The organism is Oceanirhabdus seepicola (assembly GCF_023684385.1).
Taxonomy (GTDB): Bacteria; Bacillota; Clostridia; order Clostridiales; family Clostridiaceae; genus Oceanirhabdus; species Oceanirhabdus seepicola.
This window is the reverse complement of record NZ_JAGSOJ010000001.1, coordinates 765065-781839: the sequence shown is the minus strand read 5'-3', so window position 1 is coordinate 781839 and position 16775 is coordinate 765065. Positions and strand designations below refer to the sequence as shown.

The window sequence follows — 16775 nt, the reverse complement described above, 5'->3', positions numbered from 1 at the left end:
GGACTTCTAAAATCCCATGAATCCTTTTTAAGTTATCTGTACAAACTGTTTCTTTACTTAAAACAGTATATGAGCAATTGGTGCAACAATTATCAGTGTTAACAATGTTCTTTCAAACCATATAACCAGTATTTCTCCTATATTTATAGGAATATCAGTTGATAATATACATGGAATTGATGCTAATAAAAATAATATTAACGTGGTTTGTGTCATAGAACAAATAAAATATTAGGTAAAAATATGTATATGTGGTTGATTTATAATGAATATGTTATAATTTACATGATAATAGTAACTATAAAATGAAGTTATTTACACACTTGTTTTCTGGAAATGGAAGGGGACTAATGATGAATTCTAAAATTTATTATTCAAAAAATAAAAATACAAAAGAGGCGGTAAAAGAAATAATTGAAAAAATAGATCAAAGGGATATAAAATTAGTTATGTTTTTTGCTTCTACTACTTATGATTTTGAGTTTGTATCAAAAGAATTTAATAACAAATTTTCAGACTGTGAAGTGACAGGGACGACTACATCAGGAGAACTATGCAATACAGGATTTGGCGATAATGGATTATTAGCAATATCTATCGCTTCAAAGGAAATGAAAGTTAAAAGTATACTTATAGAAGATGGGGACAAACACCCTATTTTATATAAGGATAAAATATATGGAACTATGAAAGAGATAGGATTAAATCCAAGTTCATTAGATATATCTAATAAAGGATTTGGAATCGGATTATTTAATGGATTATTTAATATGGAAGAAAAGTTATTGTCAGTAATATACTCTGTTATCAAGGATTCTAGTTTTAAAATATTAGGTGGAACCGCTGGAGACGATTTGAAGTTTGAAAATACTTTAATCTCCTATAAAGGAAAAGTCATTAATAACGGATGTGTGATGACGTTTGTAAAAACTGATGCACCTTTTCATATTCAAAAAGAAAATATTTTTACTCAATCTGGAATAACAATGACAGCAACTAAGGTGGATGTTAGAAAGAGAATTATTTATGAGTTTAATGGTAGAGCTGCGGCAACTGAATATGCAAGAGTTTTAGGAATTCAAGAAAATAAGTTAGATAAGCACTTTACAATTAATCCTTTAGGAAGATTGATAGGAGATGAGGTTTTTATTGCAACTCCATTTCAAATCAATTCAGATAAATCAATTACTTTATACTCTCAAATACTTCCAAATGCTATAGTGGATGTTTTAGAGTTGAAAGACCCTGAAAAATGTCTTCATGAAACTTTATCCGAGGTAAAAGAGAAAATTCCTAACTTAAAGCTAGTAATAGCATTCAATTGTATCTTAAGAACGCTTTATTTTAAAGAGAAAAAAATCACAGGTAATTTAACAAATATATTTAATGAATATGTTCCTTCTTTATGCGGATTTACTTCATATGGAGAACAATTTGGAAAAATGCATGTGAATCAGACTCTTACAATATTAGCTTTAGGGGGAATTGAATAATGTTTAAAAAAATATTTAATAGAAGAAAAAATAAAGAAATAGTAGATGTAAAAGAGAATGGTGAAGAAGAGGGGAAAGTTGCCAGTTCACATAAAGAGATAAGAGCTGCTTCAAAGTATCTAGTTAAAATATTGAATGAATCTTTATATAACAATTCTAAAAATAATACTGAATTTAATCTAGAAATTTTAAGAATAGTAGAGGATTTAAATAGACAGATGGAAATGTTTGAGGAGCAGGATACTATGACTTCAAACATTATAAAGGATAATGAAGAAGTTTTGAAAGTTACTTTTAAAATAGAAGAAAGTATTAAAACCAGTGAAGATGTTATAGTACGTGGTAATGAGACGGTGGATGATTTAAAACAGGATATAATAGGTATTGCCAATAATATTAGTGATTTAAACAGCGATTTTGAAGAACTTAATAATAAAATATCTAGTATAAACAAGTTTACAGATATTATTAATCAGATTTCTTCTCAAACAAACTTGTTGGCATTAAATGCAAGTATAGAGGCTGCAAGAGCTGGGGATGCAGGAAGAGGATTTGCAGTAGTGGCAGAGGAAGTAAGAAAGTTAGCAGAAGAAACTGCAACAGCTTCTGTACAGATTGAGAATACTGTTAAAGATATAAATGTGGAAACTAATAATCTAACAAAACAGATGGAACAAAATGTGCTTAAAATGAATTCTTTAAATAAAGCTTCTGAAGAAACTTTTAAAGCTTTTGAAAATGTAAAGAAATCGAATGATGAAACTCTTAAGGAAATGAAGGATATTGAAACATTGATACATTCTAATTACTCTAAGTTGAATGTAATGATGGAATCTTTGAATAAGCTAAATAGTACCTCTGAAGAGAATGTGATAGAAATAAAAAAAGCAATAGATATTTCTAAGGAATCATCAATACATATTAATGATATGGTATCTTACATGATTCAATTAGAAGATATTATTGAAGATGTGTAGGGGGACTGTCTCTGCCCGAAATTAGTAGAAAATGATAGAATTAAAAAACCTCAATAAATTGAGGTTGAGTTTGTTGACAAAGTTATAATATATTGTTTTCATTCTGTTTTCTGTCTTAAGAGTGTCAGGCATTGAAAAAGACCAAGGTCAAGGAACAAGAGGCGCGAGCAGCGCAGTGTACAAATAGTACTCGAGCAGCACAGCGAGTCTTAGTGACAATGAAATTGGTCTTTTTCAATAGCCTGAACCTCAATTGAGGTTAAAAACCTGGATCAGAATCAGGATCAATAGAGCTATGTACTATAATGGAGTAACTTTTGGTTATTTTTTTTTCTACTTTAGAATCAGTTTCTGCCAAAGCAACTGTAGAGCATACAATATTACCAAGTAAAGCGATTGAAAGTACAAAACTAAATATTTTTTTCATTATAAATAGACCTCCTTAGAAATAAGTAAATATTTACTTTTATAATAACATATGGTAACATGAAAGTAAATATTTGTTTTTAAGGAATTAATTGAAATGGGAGGGGAGAAAAAGAATGGATTTTACTATTATTACTCAAGGGCAAAGGGTTAGGGATATTAGAAAGAAGCTAAATCTTAAACAAGAAGATTTAAGTGGTGATATAATTACTAGAAATTTAATAAGTATGATTGAGACAGATAAAGCGTCTTTGACACCTAAAGCTGCAGAGGTTATACATAATAACTTGAAGAGATTTATAAAAGAAAGAAAAATAGAGATAGATGTAAATATTGATGACATATTTATAACAGAAGAGGATCAGGCGAAGAAAATTTATGAAGATTTTCTTAAGTATATCGATGATGTTGGAGTAGAAGCAGAGGAATTACTTGGTGAGATGATATCAATAATAAATAAGTATGAACTTAATTATATGAAGGTATATATTTATGGTGATTTAGGTAGAGCATTTAGTCTAAAAGATGATATTAATTCAGCATATAAATATTTCTTGATGGCAAATGAGTTCGCAAAAATATGTGATGTAGAATCGGAATACTATGGTATGTTGATTATTGCATTAACGCATTGTTTCAATAGATTAGGGAAATATGAAGAGGGGATACGAGAATGTGAAAGTATTTCTAATAAAATCCCTCATAACCTTAAGAAGAGAATTACATATAATAAGATATTAATGTTAAAACGAATTGGAAGATATAATGATGCCTTGGAAGAAATCAGAGGGTTTGAAGATGTGTTCATTGATAGGAGAAAAGAAACTGCATGTTATGAGCATGAAATAAACATTGAAATGATAAAAGGAAACTGCTACAGAGAACAGGGGTATTTAAATAAGTCATTAAAATTATTCAAAGAATTGCATAAGAGTCTAAATAAAACTAAAGAAATGTTTGATAAAAGAATATTATGTCTCGGTAATATAATAGAAGTTAGTAGCTTATTGGAAAATGATTTCTATGAGTACAGAGATATGATGATTCAAGAGATTGAGAATAATAAGGCTGAGTTTGAAAAAAACTATCTAGCTTTTGAAGTATACAAGTTATTAGCGGATATATATGCTAATAACAAACAAGAGAATTCTCTAAAAGTAGCATATGGATATACTTTAAAATCTCTAGAAATTGCAGAGAAACATAAAAATATGGATATAATTGATTATAATCTTAATAAGCTTATTGAGTATATACCAAATGTGGAAGAGTGTACAATAGAAGTGGTACAGAAGTATATATTATCATTAGTACAGAGTAGGATGATAAAATTAGATTCAAAGGTTATTTTAAGATTGATAAATTTCCATATGGTAAATAATAATAAAAAGGAAGCAAAGAATATAATTGATTTTTGTAAGAGACAAGTATCGTAGGGGACTGTCACCACCCGAATTTAGTAGAAAATAGAAGAATAAAAACACCACTCTAAATTTAGGGTGGTGTTTTTGTCCAAGGAAAGAATATTGATTAAATCATTACGGAACAAGTAAAATTCTTTTTCATATATTGATTATATGGAAAGGATGGGGATTATGAATATATCTAATAAGAGAAAAATCGCAGATGCTGTTTTTGAGGGTGGAGGAGCAAAGGGGATAGGACTTATTGGAGCTTTAAAAGTAATGGAAGACCACGGATATACATGGAGAAATGTTGCGGGAAATTCAGCAGGAGCTATAATTGCTTCTCTTGTTGCAGCAGGATATACAGCAGAAGAGCTTAAAGAAGTATTTAATGAGAATAATTTTAAGGCTATGATAGATAAAGATTTTCAATCTACATTAATGATTAGTAAAGTAGGTAAATTAATATTTAAAAAAGGAATATATAAAGGAAAACATATAAAAGATTTCATTAATGAATTGTTACTTAATAAACTTAAAAGGAAATTGGGTAATAGAAAAAATGTAAAATTTGGAGATTTAGTTATCCCAGGTGAAGAAGGTAGCCTTTTATATAATTCCAAATATAAAAGAAAGTATAGGCTTCATATTATTGCAACTGATATAACAAGAGGTAAAATGCTTATATTACCTGAAGATATTCAAGAGTATGGAATTAACCCTGATGATTTAGATATAAGTTTGGCAGTAAGAATGAGTATAAGCCTACCCTTTTTCCTTCAACCTATAATTTTGAATAATAAGATTTCTCATGAAAAGTCTTTTATAGTTGATGGAGGGGTTTTAAGCAATTATCCTGTTTGGATTTTTGATGTAAATGGAGTGCCTCGTTATCCTACTATAGGATTTAAATTAGGAGGAAATAAGGAGGAAATAAGAAAACATAAAATCACCAATATATTTAACTTTGGAACATCAATTATTGAAACTATGCTTGAGGCACAGGATGATATTCATATATCGGAAATGAATTACTTAAGAACAATAAAAATTAATACTAGTAATGTAAAGACAACAGATTTAAATTTAACGAAAGAAAAGATAGATGGGTTATGTAAATCGGGAGAAAATGCTGCTAAAGAGTTTTTAAAAGGTATGGATGTTAATTATAGTAAACATAATGAATTAAGGAAAAAGAGAATAGACCCATCAATTACCAGTACGTAATAAAGCTTTGGAAAATTCCATTTAGAGTTGATGCTAAAAAAATTAAGATGCGGATTATTTCTATGTGCATCTTAATTTTTTTATTATTTATTAGGAAATATTAATTTGTTAAATATGATAGCTATAAAACAACCTACTAAAACATTTGAAATTCTGTATGATGCGGCAGTTACAGAGGGTAACGATACTATAGAAAAAGATAGTGCCATGTAAGTGGAGAATACATAGCATTCAGTTAGGTGTTTACAAGGAATATAAGAAATCATTAATAAAATGCTAAGTACTGTTAATATTGAAGATATAAATAAATTATTAACTAAAAAATAACATATTAAAAAGAGTATAACACCTATAATAGATCCTTTAATTCTCTTAAAAGCCCTAGAATTAATTTGATTATGAATAGGAGCTAAAGTATTGCAAGTAGCTAAAGATAACCAATACCACTTTGGGATATTTAAGTATTTCCAAAAAATAAAAGAAAAAGCTGTAGTAATAGATAACCTAAATGCAAACGTTGATGTAAGTAAATCTAAATTTAATCCATTTTTAAATTTTATATAATTGGATTTTAGACTTATAACAAAGTATTTTTTAAGTTTCATAACATCTGAACTCTTACTTTTGTGATTATTTGACCAAATAACTTCGTTAAATACATATCCTATAATTAACCCCAAAAAAGTAGATATTAAGTGCAAATTAAACATTTTCAAAGTTATACCAGTAACTTGAATAGTAATAAATAAACAATAATAAAATGAATATCCACTAATATTAGTTTCATCGGAAAATAAGCATACTATAACAAATGGAACTAATAGGTTTATTAAAAGTGATAAAACAAAGTTAATAGTTGCTAGATAACCTAAAAAAGTAACTAAAATAATATTTAAATAGATATAAGTAATTTTAGATAAGGAATTAACCTTTATATTTTTATTAGGTATTATAAAGTAAAGCAAAGTTATTAAGGCACCTATCAATGAAATGTTTATTCCAAATAGATACGAATTAAGACTTAATGACAATAAAAATATAAAGGAATATCTAAGTCCAAAGTTAAAATCAAGCTTATTAAACTGTAAGTTTAATGTATTATTGATAAATTCCATAATTAGCACTCCCAAACTCAATGTAAAATGAAAGTTGAATTTAAATTCAACTTATAGAGGTATTATACATACTAATTTATTCGAAGTCAATAAAAAGTGAATTTTGATTCAAGTTGTGAAAACTGTACTAAAAACTAAAATTGTATTAAAATTAGTATAAAGGAGTGAAAAGACTTGAGTAATATAAAAGAACCTATTCAAAAAAGAGCAATAGAAAAAAAGTTGAAACTGATAGAATCTGCGAAAAAAGTATTTAATGATAAAGGATATCATAATACATATATAAAAGACATAACTGGTGAAGCTGAAATTTCAATAGGTTTATTTTACAAATATTTTGAAGATAAGAATGATATTTATGTAGAAGTTGTAAAGTTACTAGTTGAAGAAGAGATGAAAGTAGTTATGGAGTTTAAGAATACAATAACTAAAGAAGATAATAAAAAAAAGGCAATAAGAACTTATATTGAAAATAAACTTGAAATGATTACATTTAAGAGAATTATTGAAGAATTCCAGATATTAATTCGAGAAAATGAAGCTATAAAAGATCCTTTTAATAAGGTTAAAAACGATTATTTAAATGTAATTAAAGATATTTTATTCGAAATTTGGGATAATGAAACAGATGCTGCAATACATGTTGGAGCTATGTTAATATGGCGAACAATATCCAGTAATAATATAGAGATAGCAAATATAAATAACTTAGACTTAAAAAAAGAATATATAGATAATTTAACTGATTTAATTTACAAATATATGAAGTTAGATTAAGGATAATATTGAAGGGGACTGTCACCACTCGAATTTAGTAGAAAATAGTAGAATTGAATTACCACTCTGAAAATTTAGAGTGGTATTATTATGCAAAAATATAAAGGAAAATTGAAAGAATTTGTATTGGGTTTTTAGTATTTACTGTTCGATATCAATAGGACAGATGATATAATGTTGTTAAACAATAATAGTTTTGTCAGTAGAGTGTTTTATATTGTAAAAATTGACTGTGGAACTGGTACATTGCAAAATTATTAATAGGGGGAGAGGAGTATTATTAATAAAAAAGTAAAATCACTATATTTTAGTGCTACTGATACAACAAAAAAGGTAATAACTAAAATAGCAGAGACACTAAGTGAAAATATAGATAATAAAAGGACTATAAATAATATTAACTTTACATTGCCAGAAGTTAGAAACAAACCAATATCATTTACAGAAGATGATGTAGTTATAGTAGGGGTTCCTGTTTATGCAGGAAGAGTACCTAATGTATTGCTAAAATATTTGAATAATATTAAGGGAAATGGAGCGATAGCAGTAGCTGTAGTAGTTTATGGAAATAGAAACTATGATGATGCATTAATAGAATTAAAAGATATTTTACAATCTAGAGATTTTAATGTTATTGCAGGGGGAGCATTTATAGGAGAACACTCATTTTCTAAAAAGCTAGCTCAAAATAGACCTGATGAAAAGGATATGAAAATAATAAAAGGTTTTACAGATAAAATATATGTGAAACTATCAACAGAAAATAACTATGATTCTGTTGTTGTAAATGGAAATAAACCTTATAGACAGTATTATAAGCCAATAAACAAATATGGCGTACCAGTAGATATTAGAAAGGTAGTACCAAAAACAAATAGTAATTGTAATGAATGTAAGTTATGCGTTAGTGTATGTCCTATGGGATCTATTACTAATGAAGATGTTTCCATAATAAGTGGAATCTGCATTAAATGTGGTGCATGCATTAAAAAATGTCCTAATAATGCAAAATATTATGATGATGAGGACTATTTAAATCATAAAGTTGAATTAGAAGAAGAATTTGATTATAGAAGAGAACCTGAAATGTTCATAGGCGAATAAGAGTATTGTAAATAAATGGCTGTGGACCTGGTTCGCAGACAAATATTGTAAAAGGGAGGTTAAGCATATTGATTATATTTATTATTAAGTATTTATTTCTTTTTATGACTGGTTCATTGATGGGCTGGGGATTAGAAGTTGTGTATAGAAAATACTTTGGCAAGGCTAGAAAGTGGATAAATCCAGGATTTTTATCAGGACCTTATTTACCGTTATATGGAACGGGGGTTTGTCTGTTATATATAGTTAGTGAACTAAATGTGCATCTGGGTATTAAAATCATTATGTTTACAATAATAACAACTGGCATAGAATATTTCACAGGATTGTTTTTCTTAAAATATTACAAAACACGTTTGTGGGATTATACAAAATTGAAATTTAATATTCAAGGATTGATAGCACCACTATATTCTGTGTTCTGGACGATTTTAGCATTGGTTTTCTATTTTGTTCTTTACCCGTATTTTTACAATAAAATTGAATTCTTATATGGAAACCTAGAGTTTTGTTTGTTTATTGGTATGTTTTATGGTGTTATATTAGTTGATGTGATTAACTCCTTTAATGTTGTATCAAGACTTAAGAAGTTTGCTGAATTGGCAGAAGAAAAGAATGTTGTTATAAACTATGAACAACTTAAGATTGATATCAAAGACAAGTTTGAAGAACTATCTGATCGAGTTGAAGAGTTTGAAACAGATTTTGAGAAAAGATTGAATCAAGGAATGCAAAGTTTAAAAGTAAAAAAAAGTCGTCCAAGGTTTTTGTTGCCGTTTAAAGGAGAATATGAACTAATGCAACGACTACATGAGCAGATTGAAAAACGTGTATCAAGGAAAAAAAAATAGGGGACTGTCACCACCCGAAATTAGGCGAGTAATTTGTGGACACTGTGGCAGTAGCTTTGGGAAATTGGATAAAGAAAAGACACTCTTTTCAGATTTAAGTTTAATAAAAAATCACTGAAGCCCATTGGGTTATCAGTGATTTTCTATATTTTACTATTACATTATATCTTCTAATGTCTGTTCATCAGGATTGAAGTTTATAAGTTTCTTGAAATCTTCTGATATTAATAAAGAAATCATTCCAAGTAAAGTTAACAATAAACTTGTTGAGATAACATATTTTATTGGTATAAACTCTGCTAGTACTCCTCCAAAAGCCATAGAGATTGGAGTTAGCCCCATAAGTAAGGTACTCATAAGGGCGGATACTTTTCCTCTCATATTTTGAGGTACTACAATTTGGGTAGTGGCACCTATATAAACATTTATTATTGCATTAGTAAAACCACCAACAAATAATAAACACAACATAAGAATATAAGGCATAAATGGGAAAGCAGCCATAACTAAAGGAAATAGTAAACCACATATTGAATACATAATATAGCGTTTTGAATATGGTACATCTATAGATGAAGCAAAGAGCATTCCTAAAACTGAGCCGATACTCAAAGCTGACATAGCAAAGCCGTATTTACCAGACCCTAAACCAGGAGTTTTTTGGAAAAAGGGAATAAGAAGTACAAATGCCATATTGGCAAAAAAGTTTAATCCACAGGCTGCAGTAACAAGTTTTTTTAAACCTTTAAAATTCCATATAAATCTAAAACCATCTTTAAATTCTCTCCAGAAATCATTCTCTACATTTTCTCTTTCAATTTTTGGCACATGAATAAACATTTCTGTAAAGGCTGAAAAAATATAAGATACTCCATTAACTAAAAACATTATTGGAGCATGGAGTATATTAAAAAGAATTCCTCCTAATGGATTAGCAATTAAACTTGAACCAGTATAAACAATATTCATTGCCGAATTTGCTTTAACAAGCTTAGATTTAGGTACAATATCAGGCATACTTGAACTTATACTTGGATTAAAAAATGCTGAACATGAACTAATGATAATTCCAGCTGCAAATACCATCCATATCTGTAAGTGACCCAACAAAGCGGCAGCAGCTACAAATAAAATTGCCACACCTCTTAAAAAATCCATCAAAACTATTAGTTTTTTCCTATCCCATCTGTCTACCAACACTCCTGCAAATGGAGAGATAACTATTCTAGGTATAGAAGATACAGCCACTAAAGTTCCCATAAGTGCAGTAGAACCAGTTTTTTGCATTATCCAAAAACCTAAAGCTATAGAATAAATTACATCCCCAAATGCTGAAACAAGTTGCCCCTGCCATAATAGAAAAAAGTTTTTATTCCAAAGTTTTGTAACTACATGTTCATTTTCTAATTGAAGTTCATCAAATTGAGAACTTTCAGCAGATAATGTTTCTGTTTTTTCCATTAACTTAACCCCCTCTTAAATTTCGTTTTTTTTCATTCCTCTTTTTAAATTATTGAAATATTCATTCAAAAAATACTTTTGCAATCAAATGACATAAAAAACTTAAATTGGTAATGTTTATTATAAAAGTATATTATATGGATGATAAATTTGTCAATTATAGAGATGCATATCATAGGTAATAATTTTAAGGTTAATAATTTAGATGTAGGGAATAATAATTTTTAAAGATAACTGTTTATAACTGTTTATTAATTATTAGTAAGGAAGAGCTATAAGTATATTACAAATTAGTAAGAAATCTTTATATATATAAAATAATAGTTATATTAACATTTTATCCGAAATGCCAATAACTTACAGTCGAAATGTATTGAAATTTGGCGAAATACATGATAAAATTTCAGTAATGTCTGAATTTTAAAAGTATTCCGTATCATGAAAGAAATTGTTAAAACTACTTGTGTGAAGTTTTCAACAATTCGAGTACATTTATACTCAGTAGAGATACATTTTGATATTATCATAGGGGGGAAAAGATAATGAAAAATTTATTGAAGCAATGGAATCAATTGAGTTTGGTTAAACGAATTATTATAGGTTTAATTGTCGGTATTATTTTAGCTCTTATTGCTCCAGAAGCAGCAAAACCAATCGCAATTTTTGGTTCTTTATTTGTAGGTGCTTTAAAAGCTGTTGCACCTATATTGGTATTCTTCTTAGTAATGGCTGCTATATCTCAACATAGAAGTGGTCATAAAACTAATATGAAATCAATCGTAGTCCTTTATCTTTTAGGAACTTTTTTAGCAGGACTTGTTGCTGTTGTGGCAAGTTTTATATTCCCAGTAGCATTAAAACTCGGAGAAGGTGTTGAAAGTATATCACCTCCAGGCGGAGTTGTTGAGGTATTAAAAGCATTACTTATGAATGTAGTTGACAACCCTGTGAACGCGCTTTCCAGAGCTAACTACATCGGTATTTTAGCTTGGGCATTACTTCTTGGGCTAGCATTAAAGAATGTGCCTGATACTACTAAAACAATGATTGGTAATTTTTCAGATGCATTATCTCAAGTTGTAAGATGGGTAATTAGCTTTGCGCCACTTGGTATCATGGGTCTAGTATTTGATACAATTGCTACTCAAGGTATTGGTTCTTTACTGAACTACGGACAATTACTTCTTGTATTACTTGGATGTATGTTGTTTATGGCACTTGTAGTAAACCCAATTATCACATTTATTGGTATTCGACAAAATCCATATCCGTTAGTATTTAAGTGTCTAAAAGATAGTGGTATTACAGCGTTCTTTACACGTAGTTCAGCTGCTAATATTCCAGTGAATATGACTTTATGTGAAGAATTAGGTTTAGATAAGGATAATTACTCAGTATCAATTCCACTTGGTGCCACTGTAAATATGGCTGGTGCAGCTATTACGATTTCTGTATTAACACTTGCAGCAGTACACACATTAGGGATTCAAGTAGATATCGGTACAGCATTAATCCTGAGCATACTTTCAGCTGTAAGTGCTTGTGGAGCTTCAGGAGTAGCAGGTGGTTCATTACTTCTAATTCCACTTGCATGTAGTTTATTTGGTATTCCGAATGATGTAGCAATGCAAGTTGTTGGTGTAGGTTTTGTTGTAGGGGTTATTCAAGACTCTGCTGAAACAGCACTTAACTCATCAACAGATGCGCTTTTCACTGCTGTTGCTGAGTTTACACAATGGAGAAAAGAAGGAAAAGAAATAATTATTACTAAGAAAAAATAACACAGTGTTTAGATATTTAACAAAGCCCTCTATTGTAGTTATAAACTACGATAGAGGGTTTGTTTTTGGTTGGGGTGACAATCCCTGTGGAAGATAACAATGGCACGTTTATGATAAAAATAAAAAAATAAAAAAGGTATTGAAAAATAATTTAAAAGTGATATACTAAACGTGGGTTAAAGATACACTATATTTATTAATTATAATATATATATATTAATAAATATTGTATTGGTATAAATTATACATATTAAAAGGATATATATTTAATAAAAGAGGTGCTTAATATGAGAAATGTTCTACAAAACGTTAAAAACGATGTTATTGAGTTAATTAACCAATCTGGGGTAAAACCTGAAGAGCTTATACATGAAATATCAAGTATGTATAAGGTTGAAAATACAACAGTAAATAATGAGTCATATTATGATAGCTTTATAGAATAATTTAAGTAAACTATACATATAAACAGATACCTAGATAAATCTTTTAAAGATTTACCTAGGTATCAAATATCAGATGAATGATGATTTTTTAGATCATATTTTTATTGGGGGCATTTACATATCATTCTCTACATGATAAAAGAAAATATATTTAACAATATTGGAACTAAAACTACTGTTAGGATTCCAGCTAGTCCTATAGAAACACCACTCATAGCCCCTTCTACTTCTCCCATTTCAATTGCTTTTGATGTTCCTACAGCATGAGCTGACGTACCTAATCCAATCCCTTTTGCAACTGGATGTGATATTTTTAGAATTTTAAATATTATTGGAGATATAACAGCACCACATATTCCTGTAAGTATAACTGCAATCACCGTAATACCAGATATTCCATTAATCGTGTCACTTAACGCTATTCCCATAGGTGTTGTTATAGATTTTGGAAGAAGAGATAATGCTAATTCTTCACTTATACCTGTAGCTTTTGAAAGCAGTATTACTGTTACAAAAGAGGTACATACTCCTATACTTATTCCAACCATAATTGGTACCATGTACTTTTTGAATTCTTTAATTTGTTTATAAAGAGGTACTGCTAAGATAACAGTTATTGGTGATAAAAAGAATTTTATCATATCCCCTCCTAATTCATATTTTTCAAGTGGAATATTAAAAGTAAGCATTATTCCTATAATCATGACCATAGCAACTAATAATGGATTAAATAAAGGAAATTTTGTTTTCTTACTCAAAATAATTCCAATTTCAAAACATATAACTGAAATTACAAGTCCAAAAATAGGTGTATCTAATATACTAAACATTTTTTCATATCCCTTCATCATTAAGTATTATTACAAAAACAACTTGTCTATTAGTTTCTTATTTCTTCGTAACCCTAATTTGCTTTTTTCCTATCATAAAATTAACTACAAGTCCGGTAACTCCCATAACAATAATTGTACTCAATATTATAACTATTGAAAGTGACAACCAGTTAACTTTAAGTATATCCATATAATTTAATAATGCAATTCCTGAAGGTATAAAAAAGAAGGCTATATTATTTAATAAAAATTCACTAGTTTCTTCAATGTGTTCAAGTTTTACTATATTGGTTAATAATAAAAAGAATAGAATTATCATACCAATTATGCTTCCTGGAATTGCAACTATATTGGATATTAAAGAACTAAAATATTCTCCTACAGCCCATATTATTAATATCAAAGATATTTGCTTAAAAATCTTCATTTTATCACCTCCTTCACAGCCTATATAATTTTATGCTTTTCTCAGATATTAGTCAATTAGCAACAATAAAAATAATTATATTTACAATGCAATCGCATATATTTATGAGAATAGTAAAATCCCATGCTAAAAAGCATGGGATTTTACTATTCTTACTCAAGGGCAAAGGGTTAGGGATATTAGGAAGAATAATTAAATAGTTTAGTTATAATTTTTTAGCTTATGTAATTACTTAGTTACAGCATAGTAATCCATTATTGATGTTACTTCAAATCCACAGGATTTATATAGATTTAAAGCATTGTTGTTTTTAATAACAACTTGAAGTTTGATTTCTTGTGCATTTCTTTCTTTAAGATTTTCAATGGAACTCATTAAAATTTCTCTACCATAACCGTTGCATCTATATTCTGGAAGCACTCCAAAACCATAGATTGCGCCAATCTCTTGATTAAGTTCTAGACCTATTTTACCAATAATCTTTGAATCTAATTCGGCAAGGAAAATAGTAAGTCCACTTTTTTCTTCATCTTCCGGTAATGTGATTTGTTCTTCAGCGAATTCCTCACCAGAGTAAATGGCATTCTGAATAGCTATTTCTCTTGCATCCTGATTGGTTGCTTTTCTCAAAGTAACTCTATTGGATAATTCTGTTTTATTTACTGTGTTTTTTAAGTACATTTCATACTCTGAAAAATCATAAGTTGCATCTGTTGTCTTTATAAATTCCTGACCAGATATGGAGTGATGATCACTTAGTAAAAGCATTCTATCACAGGAGCGCTTATTAAACTCTTCCTTAACTTTTTCATATAACTCTTTGAAGACACCGTTTCTTCTAAAATCAGGATGAACCATACCGTTGACTTCTATCTCTGACCCTCCAAATTGACAAATCCCCATATAACCAATAAGCAAATTGTCTTCATAAAACATAAATTCATTACACTCGTTTAGTATTTCTTGATTCCATTGTGCTCTACTAAGTTTATAATCTAATTCTAATTTAAGAGATGTCTTATCTTTTTTTAGACAAATGCTTTCTAAAAGGTTAATCTGATTATAATCCTTTTGTGTCAGATTCTCTTTCATTTTTATGCTTGTATTTGTTAAGTTTTTCAAATATTTTTCCCCACTTTACTATTTATTTTTAATTATATTGAGTTATTATTTGTTTTGCAAAAATTCACCTTTCTTTTTATAATAATTCTAGTAGGTGGATGGTCCTAATACTTTTTCTATGGTATCAAATGTGTCATGAGCAGTGCAACTTGTAACCTCTAGATAAGGCGTTTTTTTAAGAGCATCCTTATTATCTATTGAAGATTTTGTTAGGTTAAGTTTTTCTAGGTTAACTAAGTTTTCAATTCCATTTAAGGACTTGACTTTACAATTATATAACCTCAATTCTTCTAGAGAATTAAGACTTTTAATAAATGATAAATCTTCAATTGTTATATTGTCTAGCCAAAGTGTTTTTAAATTTGGAAAAGTTTCAGAATTAAGGTTATTATCAATTTTACACTTGTCCAATGATAGTATTTCTAAGGAATTTAATTTTTCTGCACTTGCCAAATTGCTTAGCTTAGAATGTCCAATAGATAAATAATCTAATTTTGTTAAATAAGATAATTCGCTGTAATCTTTAAGTGCAGTGGCATCATCTATAGATAGTACTTCTAAACTGTTCAAATTACTAATTCCATCTAAGTTTTTTAAAATCGAATTATTACGAGAAGAAATGTAGGTTATTTTTTTTATATTATCTGATGTTATTTTCTTATCATCTTTTTTTAGTTGTTTTTTTATAACTTTTTTCAAATCAGGGTCTTTTATAAAACCATTTTTATGTTCATAAAGATCCATAAATATACTTAAAGAAATTATCGTAAGTATAACTAAAATCTGTACAAACTTATTTTTAGATGTATCCTTAAGAATATTGTGAATTAAAATCAGTGATAAAGAAAAAACAAGAAATACATTTAGGCTTAAATAATAAATGTAGTTTAAATGAAGTATAAAGTATATAGAAACTGGAATAGCAAAAAGAAGTAACACTAATCTTTCGTATTTATAAATAATAAATCTTAAAATCACAAGAGTTGACCAAGATATGATTAATACTAAATTCCCATGTATTGTGAAATTAAAAAAGATTGATACCAGGATAAATATCAAGAAAATAAAATAACCCAATTTTGTCTTTTCAGAATAAAGATCTTTTTTTACAGAATAAACATCCTTTTTTATAAAATCACCTCGTTTATAAATTCAAATAGCTTATTGTATAATTATAACATTTATGTGATATTTTTAGAAGAAAGCTTTGTTTGTAAATTATTTATATGATTTGGGGAGTTAGAAGGTCTTTTATCAAGTTGAAATATGTTTTACAGTTGAGTTAGAGATGGTATAAAAATACATATTATAAAAAACATTGACTAGTTT

16 protein-coding genes are annotated in these 16775 nt (G+C 28.4%); 9 read left to right on the top strand and 7 right to left on the bottom strand.

Annotated features, from left to right (window positions below):
- Positions 1-350 precede the first annotated feature (350 nt).
- Both KDK92_RS03470 and KDK92_RS03465 read left to right on the top strand, forming a co-directional pair.
- Positions 351-1493 carry an FIST signal transduction protein gene (locus KDK92_RS03470; protein WP_250857657.1) on the top strand — a complete coding sequence of 381 codons (1143 nt, stop codon included), beginning with the start codon at positions 351-353 and terminating at the stop codon, positions 1491-1493.
- A complete protein-coding gene (locus KDK92_RS03465) occupies positions 1493-2470 on the top strand; it encodes a methyl-accepting chemotaxis protein (protein ID WP_250857656.1) in 978 nt (325 codons plus the stop codon). The genes KDK92_RS03470 and KDK92_RS03465 overlap by 1 nt, the downstream gene beginning before the upstream one ends.
- Positions 2471-2729: 259 nt before the next feature.
- Here KDK92_RS03465 and KDK92_RS03460 read toward each other — a convergent pair whose 3' ends face one another.
- Entirely contained in the window at positions 2730-2897 is a 168-nt protein-coding gene (locus KDK92_RS03460; protein ID WP_250857655.1) for a hypothetical protein, read from the bottom strand.
- Positions 2898-3012: 115 nt separating this feature from the next.
- On the opposite strand from KDK92_RS03460, the gene KDK92_RS03455 reads away from it, so the two are divergent.
- Together KDK92_RS03455 and KDK92_RS03450 are read left to right on the top strand one after the other, a co-directional pair.
- Entirely contained in the window at positions 3013-4332 is a 1320-nt protein-coding gene (locus tag KDK92_RS03455) for a helix-turn-helix domain-containing protein (protein ID WP_250857654.1), read from the top strand.
- 159 nt (positions 4333-4491) lie between these two features.
- Positions 4492-5529, top strand: coding sequence for a patatin-like phospholipase family protein (locus KDK92_RS03450; RefSeq protein WP_250857653.1), 1038 nt, complete (start codon positions 4492-4494; stop codon positions 5527-5529).
- Between the two features lie 83 nt (positions 5530-5612).
- Here the strand turns inward: KDK92_RS03450 and KDK92_RS03445 are convergent, their stop codons facing one another.
- Complete coding sequence (locus KDK92_RS03445) at positions 5613-6644, bottom strand: FUSC family protein (protein WP_250857652.1); 1032 nt, start codon at positions 6642-6644, stop codon at positions 5613-5615.
- 174 nt (positions 6645-6818) lie between these two features.
- Between KDK92_RS03445 and KDK92_RS03440 the strand changes: the two genes are divergently transcribed.
- The 3 genes from KDK92_RS03440 (at position 6819) to KDK92_RS03430 (ending at position 9376) form a co-directional block, all read left to right on the top strand.
- Positions 6819-7421, top strand: coding sequence for a TetR/AcrR family transcriptional regulator (locus tag KDK92_RS03440; protein WP_250857651.1), 603 nt, complete (start codon positions 6819-6821; stop codon positions 7419-7421).
- A 279-nt stretch (positions 7422-7700) separates the two neighbouring features.
- Positions 7701-8525, top strand: coding sequence for an EFR1 family ferrodoxin (locus KDK92_RS03435; protein WP_250858615.1), 825 nt, complete (start codon positions 7701-7703; stop codon positions 8523-8525).
- A gap of 68 nt (positions 8526-8593) precedes the next feature.
- The gene (locus KDK92_RS03430; protein WP_250857650.1) at positions 8594-9376 is read left to right on the top strand and encodes a putative ABC transporter permease; all 783 of its coding nucleotides are present in this window, start codon (positions 8594-8596) and stop codon (positions 9374-9376) included.
- A 156-nt stretch (positions 9377-9532) separates the two neighbouring features.
- Here KDK92_RS03430 and KDK92_RS03425 read toward each other — a convergent pair whose 3' ends face one another.
- Entirely contained in the window at positions 9533-10837 is a 1305-nt protein-coding gene (locus KDK92_RS03425) for an MFS transporter (RefSeq protein ID WP_250857649.1), read from the bottom strand.
- Between the two features lie 542 nt (positions 10838-11379).
- Between KDK92_RS03425 and sstT the strand changes: the two genes are divergently transcribed.
- Entirely contained in the window at positions 11380-12618 is a 1239-nt protein-coding gene (gene sstT / locus KDK92_RS03420) for a serine/threonine transporter SstT (RefSeq protein WP_250857648.1), read from the top strand.
- Between the two features lie 287 nt (positions 12619-12905).
- A complete protein-coding gene (locus tag KDK92_RS03415; RefSeq protein ID WP_250857647.1) occupies positions 12906-13064 on the top strand; it encodes a hypothetical protein in 159 nt (52 codons plus the stop codon).
- A 128-nt stretch (positions 13065-13192) separates the two neighbouring features.
- Here the strand turns inward: KDK92_RS03415 and KDK92_RS03410 are convergent, their stop codons facing one another.
- The 4 genes from KDK92_RS03410 to KDK92_RS03395 form a co-directional block, all read right to left on the bottom strand.
- On the bottom strand, positions 13193-13894 hold the full coding sequence (locus KDK92_RS03410; RefSeq protein WP_250857646.1) for an LrgB family protein: 702 nt from the start codon (positions 13892-13894) through the stop codon (positions 13193-13195).
- A gap of 58 nt (positions 13895-13952) precedes the next feature.
- Entirely contained in the window at positions 13953-14324 is a 372-nt protein-coding gene (locus KDK92_RS03405) for a CidA/LrgA family protein (protein WP_250857645.1), read from the bottom strand.
- A gap of 228 nt (positions 14325-14552) precedes the next feature.
- Positions 14553-15446 (bottom strand): GNAT family N-acetyltransferase, encoded by an 894-nt coding sequence (locus KDK92_RS03400; RefSeq protein ID WP_250857644.1) that lies wholly within the window; start codon positions 15444-15446, stop codon positions 14553-14555.
- 87 nt (positions 15447-15533) lie between these two features.
- Complete coding sequence (locus KDK92_RS03395) at positions 15534-16424, bottom strand: leucine-rich repeat domain-containing protein (RefSeq protein WP_250857643.1); 891 nt, start codon at positions 16422-16424, stop codon at positions 15534-15536.
- Positions 16425-16775: the final 351 nt, after the last annotated feature.

What these genes read in the sequence shown, in the direction of transcription:
- KDK92_RS03425 (WP_250857649.1), bottom strand. Translation starts at nt 10,837, where the DNA reads ATGGAAAAAACAGAAACATTATCTGCTGAAAGTTCTCAATTTGATGAA.
- KDK92_RS03465 (WP_250857656.1), top strand. Translation starts at nt 1,493, where the DNA reads ATGTTTAAAAAAATATTTAATAGAAGAAAAAATAAAGAAATAGTAGAT.
- KDK92_RS03450 (WP_250857653.1), top strand. Translation starts at nt 4,492, where the DNA reads ATGAATATATCTAATAAGAGAAAAATCGCAGATGCTGTTTTTGAGGGT.
- KDK92_RS03460 (WP_250857655.1), bottom strand. Translation starts at nt 2,897, where the DNA reads ATGAAAAAAATATTTAGTTTTGTACTTTCAATCGCTTTACTTGGTAAT.
- KDK92_RS03470 (WP_250857657.1), top strand. Translation starts at nt 351, where the DNA reads ATGATGAATTCTAAAATTTATTATTCAAAAAATAAAAATACAAAAGAG.
- sstT (WP_250857648.1), top strand. Translation starts at nt 11,380, where the DNA reads ATGAAAAATTTATTGAAGCAATGGAATCAATTGAGTTTGGTTAAACGA.
- KDK92_RS03445 (WP_250857652.1), bottom strand. Translation starts at nt 6,644, where the DNA reads ATGGAATTTATCAATAATACATTAAACTTACAGTTTAATAAGCTTGAT.
- KDK92_RS03415 (WP_250857647.1), top strand. Translation starts at nt 12,906, where the DNA reads ATGAGAAATGTTCTACAAAACGTTAAAAACGATGTTATTGAGTTAATT.
- KDK92_RS03455 (WP_250857654.1), top strand. Translation starts at nt 3,013, where the DNA reads ATGGATTTTACTATTATTACTCAAGGGCAAAGGGTTAGGGATATTAGA.
- KDK92_RS03410 (WP_250857646.1), bottom strand. Translation starts at nt 13,894, where the DNA reads ATGTTTAGTATATTAGATACACCTATTTTTGGACTTGTAATTTCAGTT.
- KDK92_RS03405 (WP_250857645.1), bottom strand. Translation starts at nt 14,324, where the DNA reads ATGAAGATTTTTAAGCAAATATCTTTGATATTAATAATATGGGCTGTA.